This window comes from Anoxybacillus gonensis (genome assembly GCF_001187595.1).
Taxonomy (GTDB): Bacteria; Bacillota; Bacilli; order Bacillales; family Anoxybacillaceae; genus Anoxybacillus; species Anoxybacillus gonensis.
The window spans coordinates 1,065,640-1,082,315 of record NZ_CP012152.1; the positions used below are offsets into that span (position 1 = coordinate 1,065,640).

A 16,676-nucleotide genomic window follows, 5' to 3' on the forward strand; every position below is an offset into this window, starting at 1 on the left:
GATATATAATGATGCTATTATATAAGGCTGAATCTTTTCAGAGGTTCAAAAGCGCGCAGAATAATTGAAGCCTTTTATTTAAAATCGTTAAGAAAGGGAGAGGTTTTATGCTACGTTCTATGTACTCTGGAATCGGAGGAATGAAAAATTTCCAAGTAAAATTAGATGTAATCGGAAATAACATTGCCAACGTAAACACATATGGTTTTAAAAAGGGACGTACTATTTTTAAAGACTTAGTTAGCCAACAAATTTCAGGAGCAAGTGGTGCGTCAGGAGGGAAAGGTGGAGTTAATCCAAAACAAGTGGGTCTAGGTTCTCAATTATCAGCTATTGATACAGTGCATACTCAAGGTAGCTTGCAAACAACAGGCCGCGTTCTTGATTTGGCGATTTCTGGAGATGGATTCTTCGTTGTTGGAAATGTAGCAACTCCACCTGGTGCTGCCACAAATTTAGCATATACGAGGGCGGGGAATTTTTATCTTGATCAAAATGGAGATATTGTAAATGCGGATGGTTTTTATTTAGTAAATACAGCTGGGCAATCAATAAGAATACCATCTACGGCCCAAAGCATGAGTATCGGTGCAGATGGAACAGTTAGTTATGTGGATGCTTCAGGGAACTTGGTGACTGCTGGGACAATACGTTTAGCAAAATTTAATAACAATGAGGGACTAGAGAAAGTAGGGCAAAATCTTTATCGACCAACAACAAACTCTGGTGCAGCGGTTAATACCTCTCCGGGACTGAACGGAGCAGGAATACTAGTCCCAGGTACGTTAGAAATGTCAAATGTTGACTTAGCGGAGGAATTCACGGAAATGATCGTTGCGCAACGAGGATTCCAAGCAAACACGCGTATTATTACGACATCAGACGAGATTTTGCAAGAACTTGTTAACTTAAAACGGTAATTAAAAATAAAAGGAGGTAGGGGGGCTTCCCCTGATACATAATGATTCAATTAACACATTTAAATGGTAAAGCTTTTATTTTGAACGCTATTTACATAGAGCAAGTTGAAGCATTCCCGGATACGACAATTACGTTAACGAATGGTAAAAAGTTTGTTGTGAAGGAATCCGTTGAAGATGTTAAGCGGTTAGTAGAGACATTTTATCGCGACATTTCTGTTCTTGGATTAAGGAGAGATGTGGAGGGATTCGACGTTGAAGGACAATAAACTATTGAAAGCGATGCTCATAATTATGGGGGTTATTACGCTTGTCAGCGTTATTGTACTTGTTATAGTAATGAATTTTACAGGGGGGGAAGATTCAAAAGAACCAACTGTTGATGAAATTGTTGCAAGCTCGTTTGATGTGCCGGAGATGATGACGAATTTAATGGATGGCAGTTTCATTAAAATCGCTTTTAAAATTCAAGCGGATAGCGAAAAGGCGAAAGAAGAAGCGGAAAAGCGTGATTTTCAAATCAAAAATATCATTATTGAAGAATTGTCAGAAATGACGGCAGAACAGTTTAAAGGAAAACAAGGGAAACTACTTTTAGAAAAAAAATTGCAAGAGAGAATTAACAAGCTCATGCAAGAAGGAAAGGTTGAGAGAATTTATATAACCTCCTTTGTTTTGCAATAATGAAATAAAAATACCGATAGGAGGTGAGAGTTGTGGCGGGAGAAGTACTATCACAAAGTGAGATAGATGCCTTGCTTGCGGCATTATCCACCGGAGAGATGAGTGCTGATGAGCTGAAAAAAGAAGAAATGGAGAAAAAGGTGAAAGTATATGATTTTAAACGAGCTCTTCGATTTTCGAAAGACCAAATTCGCAGTTTAACGCGTATGCACGAAAACTTTGCTCGTTTATTGACGACTTTTTTTTCCGCTCAATTGCGCACTTATGTGCATATTTCAGTTGCTTCAGCTGATCAGTTACCTTATGAAGAATTTATTCGTTCTATCCCCAAAATGACGATTTTAACTGTTTTTGAGTTACCACCGCTCGATGGAAGGATTTTATTAGAAGTAAATCCTAATATCGCTTATGCTATGTTGGATCGTGTATTAGGCGGACATGGAACAAGTGTAAATAAGATTGAAAATTTAACAGAAATCGAAATGAAAATAATGACAAGCTTGTTTGAAAAAGCGTTTGTAAATTTAAGAGAAGCGTGGGAATCAATCACTGATATCGATCCAATTCTAAAAGATTTCGAAGTCAATCCACAATTTTTGCAAATGGTATCGCCAAACGAAACAGTCGTTGTCATTTCTTTAAATACACAAATTGGGGATGTTAGTGGGATGATTAATATTTGTATTCCACACGTTGTTTTAGAACCAATTATTCCAAAGCTTTCAGTTCATTATTGGATGCAAGCGCAAAAAAAAGAACGTGAGCCAGAAGAAGTAGCAGTATTGCAACAAAGACTAAAAAAGACGGAAATACCTGTTGTCGTGGAGTTGGGCACATCAATGATTTCTGTACAAGAGTTTCTACAACTTTCCGTTGGTGATGTCATTCAACTCGATCAAATGACAAAAGATCCTTTAATAGTAAAAGTGGGAGAAGTACCAAAGTTTACTGGACAACCAGGAAAAGTGAGGAAGAGATTAGCAATACAAATTCTAGACGTCATAAAGGAGGAAGACGGCGATGATGAGTGACGATATGTTATCTCAAGATGAGATTGATGCGTTGTTGGGGGGAATAGATGAAGAGCCGCTGCCGTCTAGCACAATTTCCATTAATGATGTGTTGACACCAATAGAACAAGATGCTCTTGGTGAAATTGGAAATATTTCATTCGGTAGTTCCGCAACGGCGTTATCTATGTTGTTAAATCAAAAGGTGGAAATTACGACTCCGAGTGTATCTTTGATTGAACGTGCGCGTGTTGCAGAAGAGTTCCCACATCCATACGTCGCTATTCAAGTCAGTTACACGGAAGGTTTTTTAGGAACAAATTTGCTTGTCATAGAGCAATCTGATGCAGCCATTATTGCGGACTTAATGATGGGGGGAGACGGAACAAACCCACCAGCATTCATGGATGATATTCAACTTAGTGCTGTGCAGGAAGCAATGAATCAAATGATGGGGTCAGCTGCGACATCAATGTCGACGATTTTCAGTAAAAAAGTTGATATTTCTCCACCGAGCATACATCTTCTCGACTTATCTGAAGGAGAAGGATTAGAGTATTTGCCATCGGATGATATGCTTGTGAAAGTATCCTTCCGTTTAAAAGTAGGAGAATTAATTGATTCAAGCATTATGCAATTATTACCGATTCATTTTGCAAAAGAATTAGTCGAAAATTTATTAAATCGATCTAGTACAAGTACCCCAACATCAGATAAAATAAATACGAATGAGCAACGGCAAGAAGCGCAGCATGTATCGTCGAAAACAACAAGTGTGACAACGCAACAAGTGCAAAAAGAAGCTTCGCAACATGACACTACTGGGGTGATGCAACAGCCGATAAACGTCCAACCTGTTGCTTTTGCAAGTTTTGAACCAACATCTCTATCAGAAACAGAAGCACGCAATTTAGATATGTTATTAGATATTCCGCTTCAGGTGACAGTTGAATTAGGAAGAACGAAGCGGTCTGTGCGGGACATTTTAGCTCTATCTTCAGGTTCTATTATTGAACTTGATAAGCTTGCTGGAGAACCGGTTGACATTTTAGTAAACAATAAATTAATTGCCAAAGGTGAAGTCGTTGTTATTGATGAAAACTTTGGGGTACGTGTCACAAGTATTATTAGCCAAAGTGATCGATTAAATAAATTGCGGTGAAAGGGAGGAACTAAAAAATGGCAAGAATTTTAATTGTTGATGATGCTGCATTTATGAGAATGATGATTAAAGATATTTTAACGAAAAATGGGCACGAAGTGGTGGCAGAAGCAGCAGATGGTATGCAAGCTGTCGAAAAATATAAAGAACTTCGTCCGGATCTAGTGACAATGGATATTACAATGCCAGAGATGGACGGGATTACAGCACTTAAAGAGATTAGAAAAATTGATAGTAATGCTAAGGTGGTCATGTGTTCAGCAATGGGACAACAAGCAATGGTCATTGATGCGATTCAAGCGGGAGCAAAAGATTTCATTGTCAAACCGTTCCAAGCAGATCGCGTCATTGAAGCAATTAATAAAACACTCGGTTAGAGGTGGGATTCATTGCGCTATATTCGCATCATGATGTTGTGCGCGTTCGTTGTTCTGCAGGCAGTTTCCCCTGCTTTTGCAGAACAAACGAATAGCGTCAAAGAATGTGTAGAGCATCCAGAAAGGTGTAAAGAACAACAAATGAATGAGGCAAGCAAAGCGGAAACGGTTGTTCAGCCAGATCCAATTACGTTTTGGGATTTTGCGAAACTGATCGCTGCAACTGTTTTTGTTGTGTTTTTGTTATATGCGCTTTTAAAATGGTTGAATAAACAAAACCGATTTTATGAGCGAAAAGGACTCATTCAACATTTAGGTGGGACAAGTTTAGGAACAAATCGAACGATTCAAATTGTGAAAATTGGTCGACGTGTGTTTGTTGTCGGTATAGGGGAATCGATTCACTTATTGAAAGAAATTACGGACGAACAAGAAATTGAAGAATTGCTTAAGCAACATGAAGCGCGGCTTGATTCATTGCTTGATACGAGCGTATGGAAATCGCTGCAATCGTTTTGGCAGCGGAAAGCGAGCGAACCTCGTTTTCGTCAGTTGATGGATCGCGAGTTACAACGGTTGGCTGAAGAGCGAAAAAAAGCGATGAGAGCGCTAGAAAAAGAAAGGGATCCAGATGAATGAAGTGATGCAATTTTTTAACAATAGCGCCCCTGAAAATGTAGCGACATCTGTGAAGTTGTTATTGTTGTTAACCGTGTTGTCGATTGCGCCAGGCATTTTAATTATGGTGACGTCGTTTACGCGCATCGTCATCGTCTTATCGTTTGTCAGAACAGCGCTCGGCACGCAACAAATGCCGCCAAACCAAGTGATCATCGGGCTATCGCTATTTTTAACATTTTTTATTATGGCACCGACATTTCAACAAATTAATCAGGACGCATTACAACCGTTATTTGATGAAAAAATTAACTTAGAGCAGGCATACGAGCGAGCCGAAGCACCATTAAAAGAGTTTATGAGTAAACATACGCGCCAAAAAGATTTAGCTTTATTTTTAAGCTATGCAGGGGCTGAACAGCCAAAAACAATGCAAGATATTCCAATGTCAGCACTTGTCCCTGCTTTTGCGATTAGCGAATTAAAAACGGCTTTTCAAATCGGCTTTATGTTATTCATCCCGTTTTTAGTGATTGATATGATTGTTGCAAGCGTATTAATGTCGATGGGGATGATGATGTTGCCGCCAGTCATGATTTCGTTGCCGTTTAAAATTTTATTATTTGTTCTTGTAGACGGTTGGTATTTAGTTGTGAAATCATTATTAGAAAGCTTTTAAAGTAGGTGGGAAAAATGAGTCCCGATTTTGTCATTCAAGTTGCAGAACGCGGCGTGTATATGGTGCTCATCATATGTGGTCCGCTCATGTTACTTGCGCTTGCGGTCGGATTGTTTGTCAGCATTTTGCAAGCAACAACGCAAATTCAAGAACAGACGCTAGCGTTTGTTCCAAAAATTGTTGCCGTTCTCATCGGTCTCGTTTTTTTTGGACCGTGGATGCTTTCGCGCATGATTTCGTATGCATACAATATTTTTAGTAACTTAAGTAAATTTGTAGGATGAAGAGTATGGAGTTATATACGTATGTACCAACGTTTTTGCTTATTTTTGCGCGCGTCGCTTCGTTTTTTGCGACAATGCCACTCTTCTCTTATCGAAACGTGCCAAACGTTCATAAAATCGGTTTTGCCTTTTTCATTAGTTGGATCATGTTTTTTTCACTTGATCCAAAACCAATTGATATTGACGGAACGTATATGATATTGCTAATAAAAGAAGTGCTTGTCGGGCTGTTGATTGGGCTTGTTGCGTTTATTGTTATGTCAGCGATTCAAATTGCAGGTGGATTCATTGATTTTCAAATGGGATTTGCAATTGCAAACGTCATCGATCCGCAAACAGGAGCACAAAGCCCATTAATGGGACAATATTTATATACGATTGTTTTGTTTTTTTTACTCTCCGTCAATGGACATCATTTGTTGTTAGACGGTATTTTTTATAGTTATCAGTTCATTCCACTCGAGCGCCTGATTTCTTTCGGAAATGGACAAATCGCAGAACAAGTCGTTCGTTTATTTCAAGCGATGTTTGTCATTGCGTTACAAATGGCTATTCCTATTGTCGGCTGTTTATTTTTAGTGGATGTAGCGCTTGGTATTGTCGCGCGCACAGTTCCGCAAATGAACATTTTTGTTATTGGATTACCCGTAAAAATCATCGTTAGTTTTGTTTTGTTTGTCATTGTATTTTCAAGCATGTTTGTCGTGACAAAACAATTGTTTGAATTCACTTTTACGTCGATGCGCGGCATGATGAAGCTGTTGGGGGGCGCGTAGCGTGAGTTGGTTGTCCGTTGATTTACAGTTTTTTGCTGGAGAAAAAACAGAAAAAGCAACGCCGAGAAAACGGCAAGAAGTGCGAAAAAAAGGACAAGTAGCGAAAAGTGCTGATGCGACTGCAGCTTTTTTAATGCTCGTCGTTTTTCTTACTCTCTCGTTTTCTTCAGGGATGTGGGGAGATGTGATTGTACGAATGTTTCGTCAATCTTTCCAACATTATTTTTTCATGGATGTAACGATTGATTCTGTGCAGCTTATTTTCGTTGACCTTCTTCGCCAGCTTGCGATGCTCGTTGGACCTATTTTTTTGGCCGCGATTGCCGCAGCGCTATTTGCAAATTTTGTGCAAGTTGGCTTTTTATTTACGACGGAACCGCTGCAAATGAAACTAAGTAAACTCGATCCGATTCAAGGGTTAAAGCGCATCTTTTCGCTCCGCTCACTTGTAGAATTGTTAAAGTCGATTTTAAAAGTGCTGTTTGTTGGCGTTGTGACCTTTTCAGTTTTATGGTTGCACATGGGTGATATTTTATCGCTATCCCATAAATCGATTGGTGCTAGCGCGATCACGCTTGGACGTTTAACGATTCAAATGGGACTCGTTGCTTCTGTTGCTCTACTATTTCTTTCGATGTTCGATTATTTGTATCAACGGTACGATTTTGAAAAAAATATTCGTATGTCAAAGCAAGATATTAAAGATGAATATAAAAAGACAGAAGGAGACCCGCTCATTAAATCGCGCATTAAGCAAAGACAGCGGGAAATGGCGATGCGTCGCATGATGCAAGAAGTGCCGAAAGCGGATGTTGTCATTACAAACCCAACGCATTTTGCTGTTGCGTTAAAGTATGATGAACAACAAGCGGATGCTCCGATCGTTGTTGCCAAAGGGGCGGACTATATGGCGCAAAAAATAAAAGATATTGCTAAAAAAAATGATGTGATGATTGTTGAAAATCGTCCGCTTGCGCGCGCACTATACGGTCAAACAGATATCGGCATGATCATTCCGGAAGCTTTTTTCAAAGCGGTAGCAGAAATTTTAGCGTACGTTTATAAAACGAAAAATAAACTTTAATTTTATGTATGTGAACAGGAGAGAACGTTTATGTCGGCAAGGGACTTATCTGTATTACTTATGGTTGTACTCATTGTAGCGATGCTCATCATTCCCCTACCATCATGGTTGCTTAGTGTCCTCATTATTATGAATATTTCTCTTGCGTTGCTCGTTCTCTTAACATCAATGAATATGCGCGAACCGCTCCAATTTTCGATCTTCCCTTCGCTTCTCCTTTTGCTCACATTATTTCGCCTTGGTTTGAACGTTTCAACGACTCGCTCGATTTTGAGCAGAGGAGAAGCAGGAGGAGTAGTTGAAACGTTTGGAACGTTCGTTATAGGCGGAAACGTTGTTGTTGGCTTTGTTGTCTTTTTAATTTTAATTATTATTCAATTTGTCGTCATTACAAAAGGAGCAGAGCGCGTATCAGAAGTTGCGGCACGCTTTACGCTCGATGCGATGCCGGGAAAACAAATGAGCATTGACGCTGATTTAAATGCCGGCATCATTTCTGAACAACAAGCGAGAGAACGACGTGAAAAAATTGCGCAAGAAGCAGATTTTTACGGTGCCATGGATGGAGCGAGTAAGTTCGTGAAAGGTGACGCGATCGCGGGAATTATTATTGTATTAATTAACATGTTATTTGGAATCGTCATCGGCATGGTGCAACAAGGGATGGACATTGGGGAAGCGGCAAGAAGATATACGCTATTAACCGTTGGGGACGGAATTGTTAGCCAAATTCCGGCGTTATTAATTTCAACGGCCACTGGTATTGTCGTTACTCGTGCGGCTTCTGATGATAATTTAGGTGCCGACATTATGCGACAGCTGTTTGCGTATCCGAAAATGTTATATGTCACAGCGGGGACCATTTTTTTACTCGGTTTGTTTACGCCAATTAATGATTTGTTAACGATTCCGGTTGCTTCTTTGCTTGCCTTCGGGGCATATCAATTAACAAAACAAGCTCATGTGTCAGAAATAACAACAGAAGAGACAGAAGAAGAAATTGAAGTGGACCAAATGAAAAGTCCAGAAAGTGTTGTTAGTTTATTAAGTGTCGATCCGATTGAATTTGAGTTTGGGTACGGACTTATTCCACTCGCTGACGCCAATCAAGGCGGAGATTTATTAGATCGCATCGTGATGATTCGTCGCCAACTTGCTTTAGAGCTCGGCATCGTCATTCCTGTTGTTCGCATTCGTGATAACATTCAACTGCAGCCGAATGAATATCGACTAAAAATTAAAGGAAATGAAGTCGCGCGTGGCGAGTTGTTGCTTGATCATTATTTAGCGATGAGCCCTGGCGTTGATGATGATTCCATTGAAGGAATCGATACGATTGAACCGGCATTCGGTTTGCCAGCAAAATGGATTTCTGAAGAAATGAAAGAGCGAGCCGAAATGTTTGGATATACAGTCGTTGATCCACCATCTGTCGTATCGACGCACATCACCGAACTGTTAAAAGCACATGCGCATGAGTTGCTCGGTCGTCAAGAAACGAAGCAGTTAATCGATCATGTCAAAGAATCGTATCCAATTTTAGTTGAAGAGGTGACGCCAAATCCGTTATCAGTCGGCGATATTCAAAAAGTGCTTGCGAACTTATTGCGTGAAAAAGTATCCATCCGCAATTTGCCGGTTATTTTTGAGACGCTTGCTGATTTTGGACGAATGACAACAGATCCGGATCTTTTAACAGAATATGTTCGTCAAGCGCTCGCACGTCAAATTACAAGCCAATATGTTATCGAAGGGCAGCCATTGCGTGTCATTACATTATCAGGAAAAGTTGAAAAAATGCTTGCTGAAGGTGTGCAACAAACGGAACATGGTAATTATTTAGCGCTTGATCCTGTTGTTTCACAAGCGATTATTGAAGCAATAGCCATGCAAATTGAACAATTTCCGTTTCAAGATCAATCGCCAATTTTACTGTGCTCTCCGGCTGTGCGCATGTATGTTAGACAATTAACCGAACGATATTTCCGTCATGTTCCGGTCTTGTCGTATAATGAACTTGAAGCAAATGTGGAAGTTCAAAGTGTTGGGGTGGTGAATGTGGAATGAAAGTAAAAAAGTTTGTTGCTTCGTCTATGCCAGAAGCGATGAAAATGATTCGCGCGGAACTTGGAAATGATGCCGTTATTTTAAACTCGAAAGTCGTACAAAAAAAAGGCTTTCTCGGTCTATTTTCCCGAAAAAATATTGAAGTGATTGCTGCCATTGATCCGAAGCCAACCACTCCGCCTGTTCAAAAAATGAAAGAAAAACGGAAAGAGCGCACAGAACCATTGCGTGATGAACAGCTATTAAAAGAAATTCATGAGTTAAAAGCGACGATCCGTCAGTTGTCACAAGGAGGGGGTGTTGAGCATTACCCTGCTCCGTTAAAAGCAATAGATGCTCATTTAATTGACCAAGAAATAAGCGATGATGTGCGAGCGATACTCATGTCTACTTTGTTACAACGATGGTATACATCAGGGGCGAACGGATCGCATGACGAAGTAAAGAAATGGTTTTATGAGGAAATTGTAAACACATTATCCCCTTTCTCGTTCGGTGGTATTTCTTTCCAAAAAAAATTCGTTAACGTTGTTGGACCAACGGGGGTTGGGAAAACGACGACACTGGCGAAAATGGCAGCCGATTGCGTCATTAAACATAGAAAAAAAGTGGCGTTTATTACGACGGATACGTATCGCATTGCGGCGATTGATCAGCTAAAAACATATGCAAAAATTTTAAATGTACCAATTGAAGTATGTTACAATCTTGAAGATTTTCGCCAAGCAAAAGAGAAGCTTACATCGTACGATATTGTTTTTATTGATACGGCCGGAAGAAATTTTCGCAACGTCCAATATGTGAATGATTTAAAAGAAATGATCGATTTTAATGAAGAAATGGAAACATTTCTCGTATTATCGTTAACAGCGAAATGGAGAGATATGAAAGAAATTTATACGCAGTTTTCGCTCATTCCGATTCATAAATTTATTTTCACGAAAATGGACGAAACGAGTCGGCATGGGGCGATGTTAAATATGATGGTTCAATGCGGTATCGGTACAGCGTATATGACGAACGGGCAAAACGTGCCTGACGATATCGTTGAAGCTACTCCACAACTTGTGGCAAATATGATTACTGGGGTCGAGCAACAATGATGAGAGATCAAGCGGAAAGCTTACGTTTACGTGTGAAAAAAATGCAACACGGTTCAGAAACGAAAGCGATTGCTGTGTTAAGTGGAAAAGGTGGCGTTGGAAAGTCGAACGTTTCGCTAAACTTTTCATTAGCGCTACGTCAACGAGGTAAACATGTATTGTTGTTTGATATGGATATTGGAATGGGGAATATTGACATTTTACTTGGACAAACGTCATCATATACGATTATCGATATTTTTCGTCCAAACGTGACTATTCATGATATTATAAAGACAGGACCGAATGAGTTGGCGTTTATTCCAGGGGGAACAGGATTCACAGAAATTTTTCATATGGACAAACAGCAAGTGGAATATTTTATTGAACAATTGCAATTCGTTTCTGAACAATATGATTACATCATTTTTGATATGGGAGCCGGGATGTCTGAAGATCGTCTTCAACTGTTAAAGGCAGTTGATGATATTTTCATCGTGACGACGCCTGAACCAACAGCTTTAACTGATGCATACGCGACGATGAAATACATTCATTTAGCGAGCCCACAACTTCCGATTTATGTGTTAGTGAATCGTGTTCGTTCGGACAAAGAAGGCATGGAAACGTTACAACGTTTAAAACAAGTAGTGAAACGTTTTTTAGGAAAAGAGCTACATGCCTTAGGATATGTGCCAGAAGATCGGACAGTAAGCACAGCCGTTATTCGCCAAACACCTTTTCTTTTGTTTGATCCGAGTGCTAAGGCAAGCAAGGCGCTCGTACAAATGACAGATCGCTATTTAGCAGATGAAGAGCATGAGGAGAAGGGGAAACGTCCGTTTCACTTTTTTGTCAAGCTCCGTCAATACTTTTTAGAAAGGTAGGTTATCATCGCCGTGAATAAAGCGAAAGTGCTTGTCGTTGATGACTCTGCTTTCATGCGAAAATTAATTAGCGACTTTTTGTCAGAACATCCGCGCTTGCACGTTGTCGGGACCGCACGTGACGGACAAGAAGCGCTCCAAAAAATTGAGCAATTACAACCGGATGTTGTTACTTTAGATGTTGAGATGCCTGTCATGAACGGGCTTGAAACGCTAAAGCATATTATGCAGAAACGACCGCTTCCTGTTGTTATGATTTCAAGCACGACGAAAGAAGGAGCGGAAAATACAATTTTAGCGTTGCAATACGGTGCCGTTGATTTTATTGCTAAACCATCAGGTGCCATCTCGCTAGATTTACATAAAATTAAAGATAAAATAATCGAAAAAGTGCTTTTAGCGAGCGAAGCAAATTTGCGAACGGTAAAGATAAAGAAAAAAATGTCTATGTTGCCACAAAAGCAATATAGTAAAATAGAGGTAAGCGAACGACAAAACGTGAGCGGGAAGAAAAAAATCATCGCGATCGGCACATCGACGGGTGGTCCGCGTGCGCTTCAGCACGTGTTAACGAAATTTCCAGCGATGATTGATGCACCTATTTTAGTTGTACAACATATGCCAAAAGGATTTACAAAATCGTTAGCGAACCGCCTCGATTCGTTATGCGATATTCGAGTGAAAGAAGCGGAAGACGGTGAAATCATTCAAAAAGGAACAGCATATATCGCACCAGGTGGAAAACATTTATATGTCAAACGTGTCGGCACATCGCTTGCCATTCATCTCGATGAAGCAGCACCGCGCAACGGACATCGGCCTTCTGTTGACGTCATGTTTGAGTCGTTAAGTGCTCTAACAGATTACGAAAAAATTGCGATCGTGATGACGGGAATGGGTTCAGACGGCACAGCAGGATTAAAACAGTTGAAAATGTCCGGCAAAACGTTTGTTATTGCAGAATCTGCTGAATCTTCAGTTGTATTCGGTATGCCAAAATCTGCGATTGCTGCCAATGTCGTTGATGAGATTGTTCATGTTGATGATATTGCTGAAGTGGTAATGAAGCACGTACAAGTTTGAGGGGGATAGGTACAATGGACATGAGTCAATACCTCGAAGTATTTATTGATGAAAGCAGAGAGCATTTGCAAACGATTAACGAACAATTGTTAGAGCTTGAAAAAAATCCAAATAACGTGTCGATCGTCAATGAAATTTTTCGTTCTGCCCATACGTTAAAAGGAATGTCAGCGACAATGGGGTTTGAGGACTTAGCCAATTTAACTCACCAAATGGAAAATGTACTCGATGCGATTCGCAACGGAAAAATTCCTGTGACAACTGAGTTGCTTGATGTCATTTTCCGTGCCGTTGACGATTTAGAAGCGATGGTTGTTTCCATTGCAGAAGGTGGAGATGGGAAGCGTGACGTTACAGAAGTTGTTGCGCAGTTAAAACAAATCGAAAAAGGGGAGGTTGTTACACTACAAAAAAGCGCCCCGATCCAAGAGCAAACATACGATGAATTTGAATACACTATTTTAAAACAGTCAGTTGAGCAAGGATTTCATAGCTATGAAGTGAACGTAAAATTGCGTTCTGACTGCTTATTAAAGGCAGCTCGTGTATTTATGATTTTTGAAGTCATTGAACAAATCGGTGAAGTGATCAAATCTGTTCCTTCGGTAGAAATGCTTGAAGCAGAACAATTTGACGATCAATTCGTCGTGACGGTTGTGACAAAAGTATCGCAAGACGAGTTACAAAAGCGCATTATGAAAGTATCCGAGGTAGAAAAAGTAATTATTCAACCTGTTGACTTGCATAGATCTGTTGCAATGGAAAAAACGATAGAGCAAAAACAAGAGACAAAAACGGTTGAACAAACAGTCGAGAAAAAACAAGAAGTCCAAGAAGAAAAGCAAAATGGAAAGCAAGTGAGCAATAAAACGATTCGCGTAAATATTGAGCGGCTTGATATATTAATGAATTTGTTCGAAGAGCTCGTCATTGATCGCGGTCGATTAGAACAAATTTCGCGTGAGTTAAACAACCCAGAATTACATGAAACGGTTGAACGCATGTCACGCATTTCAGGAGATTTGCAAAATATCATTTTAAATATGCGCATGGTGCCTGTTGAAACGGTATTTAACCGCTTCCCGCGCATGGTTCGCCAATTAGCTCGCGATTTAGGAAAGAAAATTAACCTTGAAATTATCGGAGCAGAAACGGAGCTTGACCGTACAGTGATTGATGAAATCGGTGATCCACTCGTTCACTTATTACGCAATGCGATTGACCATGGTATTGAAACGCCAGATGTACGCCGTGCGAAAGGAAAGCCGGAAGAAGGGACAGTCAAGTTAAAAGCGTATCATAGCGGCAACCATGTATTTATTGAAATTGAAGATGACGGTGCAGGCATTAGCCGTGAAAAAGTGTTGAAAAAGGCGATTAGTAAAGGCATTATCTCCGAACAAAATGCGGCGAATTTAACGGATAAGCAAGTATATGAGCTTATTTTTGCTTCAGGCTTTTCGACAGCAGATAAAGTATCTGATATTTCTGGACGTGGCGTCGGGTTAGATGTTGTCAAAAGTACGATCGAATCGCTTGGTGGTTCGGTATCGATTGATTCAGAGGAAGGAGTCGGCTCCGTCTTTTCGATCCAACTACCGCTTACTCTATCTATTATTTCTGTCATGTTAGTTGAAATTCAAAATGAAAAATACGCGATTCCATTATCATCTATTATCGAAACGGCTATTGTGAAGAAAGAAGATATTTTACATGCTCATAACCAAAAAGTTATTGATTTCCGTGGTAAAGTTGTTCCACTCTTATTCTTAAAAGATATTTTTGAAGTGCCAGTCATCAAGGAAGAAGACGATTTCTTATCGGTTGTCATGGTGCGGAAAGGTGAAAAAATAGCAGGACTTGTCGTTGATTCGTTTATTGGTCAACAAGAAGTGGTGTTAAAATCGCTTGGCAACTACTTAACGTCCGTGTTTGCGATTTCTGGAGCCACGATTTTAGGTGACGGACAAGTGGCACTCATTATTGACTGCAATGCTCTAATTAAGTAGGAACAAGCGAGTTAAGTAGGGACAAGCGAGAGGGGGAATATAATGTGGCTGAGCTGAAAGTGATTGTGTTTCAATTAAAAGACGAAGAATATGCCATTCCAGTTCAACAAGTGCGCTCAATTGAAAAAATTCAACATATTACGCGTGTTCCTCGTGTTCCGAAATATGTAAAAGGTGTCATCAATTTACGCGGTGTTGTGACACCGATTATAGACTTGCGCATGCGTTTCGGTTTAGAGGAAGCTGAGTTTTCTGATCATACACGCGTCATTATCGTTGCACTCGATGATATGGAAGTTGGTTTAATTGTTGATGCGGCAAACGATGTCATTGATATTTCAACAGAAGCGATTGAACCTCCACCAGAGATAGTGGATACAACAACAGCCGAATATATTAATGGTGTTATAAAAATTGGAAATCGCCTATTCATTTTATTAAACTTAGAAAAAGTATTAAAAACAGAGAAAGGATAAATTGTCCATGTCATATTTCGAACGGATGGATGCCGTCCATATGGACATACTAAAGGAGATTGGGAATATTGGTGCAGGGCACGCAGCAACAGCGTTATCAAAGCTGTTAAACAAAAAAATTGAAATGACGATTCCAGATGTGCGCATCATTTCATTTGATGAAATGATGGATATTGTTGGAGGAGCTGAAAATGTCGTCGCCGCTGTTTTCTTGCGCATTGAAGGAGATGCACCGGGCAATATGTTTTTCGTATTATCTATTGAACAAGCGGAACGATTTATTCAACAAATGATTGGCGATGAGCAGTTTAAACTAGAACAACATTGTTCGGAATTGTCGCTATCTGCGTTGCAAGAGCTAGGCAACATTTTAGCCGGTTCGTATTTATCGTCTTTATCAGATTTCACCCATTTGAATTTATATCCATCTGTTCCGGCGCTCAGCATTGATATGATCGGTGCGATTTTAAGCTATGGTTTAATTGAAATGTCGCGCGTCGGTGATCATGTCATTGTCGTTGATACAGCCATTCATGAAGAACATCAGCCTGATGATCGTGTAAATGGCCACTTTTTCCTACTTCCTGACCCTGAATCATTTCACATTATTTTTCGGGCTTTAGGTGTGGACAATGGTGAGTGAAATTGTTCAAGTCGTCAAAGTAGGAATTGCTGACATGAATGTAGTAAAGGCACCACATGTCATTCGTACGTGTGGACTTGGCTCTTGCGTCGGTGTCGTTGTGTACGATTTAGCAAAAGAAGTGGCAGGGATGGCGCATGTAATGCTACCTGATTCATCGTTAGCAAAATCCGAAAACATGAATATAGCGAAATATGCCGACACTGCGATTGAAGAGTTAATACGACAGGTCATTAGTTTAGGGGGAAGGAATGGTCATTTGAAAGCAAAAATGGCTGGCGGTGCGCAAATGTTTCAATTTCGTACAGGTACGACAGATATGATGCGCATCGGACCGCGCAACGTCGAAGCTGTTCGTGAGCAGCTTCAACGTTTTCGCATCCCAATCGTTGCTGAAGACGTCGGAGGGAATAGTGGACGGACGATAGAATTTCATCCGAAAACAGGCATATTGCTCATTCGCACAGTAAATCAAGGGGTACGGGAAATGTAATGGTTAGAACATGGAAATTTAATGTAATTTTTGCCTTATTTGGCTGTATCGTCGCTTTTTTTTCTTCATTATTGCAAAATAGTGTATCGACATCGATCATACGTGCGCTGATCGCATTTGTTATTTTCTTTGTTTTTGCATTTATCATTCGTTGGATGATGGCTTTTATCCAAAAAGATGTATCAACACAAAACATGTCGTTTACATCATCGGATGAAATCGAAGTGGAACAGATGGTTGAAAATTTAAACGAAGAAGAGCAACACAAAGTCGCAGAGTATATTCGACAACTGTTGAATCAGGAAGAAAAGTAACTGAACGTTAACATTTAGGGGGGATGAT

20 protein-coding genes are annotated in these 16,676 nt (G+C 40.0%); all 20 read left to right on the forward strand.

Going from position 1 to position 16,676, the window contains the following annotated elements; genetic code table 11:
• Positions 1-107: 107 nt before the first annotated feature.
• The 20 genes from flgG to AFK25_RS05780 are packed head-to-tail and all read left to right on the forward strand — an operon-like array spanning position 108 to position 16,648.
• A complete protein-coding gene (flgG, locus tag AFK25_RS05685; RefSeq protein WP_019418420.1) occupies positions 108-920 on the forward strand; it encodes a flagellar basal body rod protein FlgG in 813 nt (270 codons plus the stop codon).
• A gap of 41 nt (positions 921-961) precedes the next feature.
• Positions 962-1,189 (forward strand): flagellar FlbD family protein, encoded by a 228-nt coding sequence (locus tag AFK25_RS05690; protein WP_019418421.1) that lies wholly within the window; start codon positions 962-964, stop codon positions 1,187-1,189.
• Positions 1,158-1,604: a flagellar basal body-associated protein FliL gene (gene fliL, locus AFK25_RS05695; protein WP_019418422.1), complete on the forward strand. Its 447-nt coding sequence runs from the start codon at positions 1,158-1,160 to the stop codon at positions 1,602-1,604. Before AFK25_RS05690 ends, fliL begins: the two co-directional genes overlap by 32 nt.
• Positions 1,605-1,636: 32 nt before the next feature.
• Positions 1,637-2,635, forward strand: coding sequence for a flagellar motor switch protein FliM (gene fliM / locus AFK25_RS05700; RefSeq protein ID WP_026011816.1), 999 nt, complete (start codon positions 1,637-1,639; stop codon positions 2,633-2,635).
• Positions 2,625-3,776: a flagellar motor switch phosphatase FliY gene (fliY, locus tag AFK25_RS05705; protein WP_019418424.1), complete on the forward strand. Its 1,152-nt coding sequence runs from the start codon at positions 2,625-2,627 to the stop codon at positions 3,774-3,776. The genes fliM and fliY overlap by 11 nt, the downstream gene beginning before the upstream one ends.
• A 17-nt stretch (positions 3,777-3,793) precedes the next feature.
• Positions 3,794-4,153, forward strand: coding sequence for a chemotaxis protein CheY (locus tag AFK25_RS05710; protein WP_019418425.1), 360 nt, complete (start codon positions 3,794-3,796; stop codon positions 4,151-4,153).
• Positions 4,154-4,165: 12 nt separating this feature from the next.
• On the forward strand, positions 4,166-4,792 hold the full coding sequence (fliZ, locus tag AFK25_RS05715; protein ID WP_019418426.1) for a flagella biosynthesis regulatory protein FliZ: 627 nt from the start codon (positions 4,166-4,168) through the stop codon (positions 4,790-4,792).
• A complete protein-coding gene (gene fliP, locus AFK25_RS05720) occupies positions 4,785-5,450 on the forward strand; it encodes a flagellar type III secretion system pore protein FliP (protein ID WP_019418427.1) in 666 nt (221 codons plus the stop codon). Before fliZ ends, fliP begins: the two co-directional genes overlap by 8 nt.
• A gap of 14 nt (positions 5,451-5,464) precedes the next feature.
• A complete protein-coding gene (gene fliQ, locus AFK25_RS05725) occupies positions 5,465-5,734 on the forward strand; it encodes a flagellar biosynthesis protein FliQ (protein WP_026011817.1) in 270 nt (89 codons plus the stop codon).
• On the forward strand, positions 5,731-6,510 hold the full coding sequence (fliR, locus tag AFK25_RS05730) for a flagellar biosynthetic protein FliR (RefSeq protein WP_019418429.1): 780 nt from the start codon (positions 5,731-5,733) through the stop codon (positions 6,508-6,510). The genes fliQ and fliR overlap by 4 nt, the downstream gene beginning before the upstream one ends.
• A 1-nt stretch (position 6,511) precedes the next feature.
• Entirely contained in the window at positions 6,512-7,594 is a 1,083-nt protein-coding gene (gene flhB / locus AFK25_RS05735; protein WP_019418430.1) for a flagellar biosynthesis protein FlhB, read from the forward strand.
• A 30-nt stretch (positions 7,595-7,624) separates the two neighbouring features.
• Positions 7,625-9,661, forward strand: coding sequence for a flagellar biosynthesis protein FlhA (gene flhA, locus AFK25_RS05740; RefSeq protein ID WP_019418431.1), 2,037 nt, complete (start codon positions 7,625-7,627; stop codon positions 9,659-9,661).
• The gene (locus tag AFK25_RS05745) at positions 9,658-10,764 is read left to right on the forward strand and encodes a flagellar biosynthesis protein FlhF (RefSeq protein ID WP_019418432.1); all 1,107 of its coding nucleotides are present in this window, start codon (positions 9,658-9,660) and stop codon (positions 10,762-10,764) included. Before flhA ends, AFK25_RS05745 begins: the two co-directional genes overlap by 4 nt.
• Positions 10,761-11,630: a MinD/ParA family protein gene (locus tag AFK25_RS05750; protein WP_019418433.1), complete on the forward strand. Its 870-nt coding sequence runs from the start codon at positions 10,761-10,763 to the stop codon at positions 11,628-11,630. The genes AFK25_RS05745 and AFK25_RS05750 overlap by 4 nt, the downstream gene beginning before the upstream one ends.
• A gap of 12 nt (positions 11,631-11,642) precedes the next feature.
• Entirely contained in the window at positions 11,643-12,713 is a 1,071-nt protein-coding gene (locus AFK25_RS05755; protein WP_019418434.1) for a protein-glutamate methylesterase/protein-glutamine glutaminase, read from the forward strand.
• A 14-nt stretch (positions 12,714-12,727) separates the two neighbouring features.
• A complete protein-coding gene (locus tag AFK25_RS05760; protein ID WP_035065856.1) occupies positions 12,728-14,722 on the forward strand; it encodes a chemotaxis protein CheA in 1,995 nt (664 codons plus the stop codon).
• A gap of 44 nt (positions 14,723-14,766) precedes the next feature.
• Positions 14,767-15,198: a chemotaxis protein CheW gene (locus AFK25_RS05765; RefSeq protein ID WP_019418436.1), complete on the forward strand. Its 432-nt coding sequence runs from the start codon at positions 14,767-14,769 to the stop codon at positions 15,196-15,198.
• 7 nt (positions 15,199-15,205) lie between these two features.
• Positions 15,206-15,841: a chemotaxis protein CheC gene (locus AFK25_RS05770; RefSeq protein WP_019418437.1), complete on the forward strand. Its 636-nt coding sequence runs from the start codon at positions 15,206-15,208 to the stop codon at positions 15,839-15,841.
• Positions 15,834-16,334, forward strand: a complete 501-nt coding sequence (locus tag AFK25_RS05775) for a chemotaxis protein CheD (protein ID WP_035066040.1) — start codon at positions 15,834-15,836, stop codon at positions 16,332-16,334. The genes AFK25_RS05770 and AFK25_RS05775 overlap by 8 nt, the downstream gene beginning before the upstream one ends.
• Complete coding sequence (locus AFK25_RS05780; RefSeq protein ID WP_035065842.1) at positions 16,334-16,648, forward strand: hypothetical protein; 315 nt, start codon at positions 16,334-16,336, stop codon at positions 16,646-16,648. Before AFK25_RS05775 ends, AFK25_RS05780 begins: the two co-directional genes overlap by 1 nt.
• Positions 16,649-16,676: the final 28 nt, after the last annotated feature.

Coding starts and splice junctions, on each gene's coding strand:
- flgG (WP_019418420.1), top strand. CDS start 108: ATGCTACGTTCTATGTACTCTGGAATCGGAGGAATGAAAAATTTCCAA.
- AFK25_RS05690 (WP_019418421.1), top strand. CDS start 962: ATGATTCAATTAACACATTTAAATGGTAAAGCTTTTATTTTGAACGCT.
- fliL (WP_019418422.1), top strand. CDS start 1,158: ATGTGGAGGGATTCGACGTTGAAGGACAATAAACTATTGAAAGCGATG.
- fliY (WP_019418424.1), top strand. CDS start 2,625: ATGATGAGTGACGATATGTTATCTCAAGATGAGATTGATGCGTTGTTG.
- AFK25_RS05710 (WP_019418425.1), top strand. CDS start 3,794: ATGGCAAGAATTTTAATTGTTGATGATGCTGCATTTATGAGAATGATG.
- fliP (WP_019418427.1), top strand. CDS start 4,785: ATGAATGAAGTGATGCAATTTTTTAACAATAGCGCCCCTGAAAATGTA.
- fliQ (WP_026011817.1), top strand. CDS start 5,465: ATGAGTCCCGATTTTGTCATTCAAGTTGCAGAACGCGGCGTGTATATG.
- fliR (WP_019418429.1), top strand. CDS start 5,731: ATGAAGAGTATGGAGTTATATACGTATGTACCAACGTTTTTGCTTATT.
- flhA (WP_019418431.1), top strand. CDS start 7,625: ATGTCGGCAAGGGACTTATCTGTATTACTTATGGTTGTACTCATTGTA.
- AFK25_RS05745 (WP_019418432.1), top strand. CDS start 9,658: ATGAAAGTAAAAAAGTTTGTTGCTTCGTCTATGCCAGAAGCGATGAAA.
- AFK25_RS05750 (WP_019418433.1), top strand. CDS start 10,761: ATGATGAGAGATCAAGCGGAAAGCTTACGTTTACGTGTGAAAAAAATG.
- AFK25_RS05760 (WP_035065856.1), top strand. CDS start 12,728: ATGGACATGAGTCAATACCTCGAAGTATTTATTGATGAAAGCAGAGAG.
- AFK25_RS05770 (WP_019418437.1), top strand. CDS start 15,206: ATGTCATATTTCGAACGGATGGATGCCGTCCATATGGACATACTAAAG.
- AFK25_RS05780 (WP_035065842.1), top strand. CDS start 16,334: ATGGTTAGAACATGGAAATTTAATGTAATTTTTGCCTTATTTGGCTGT.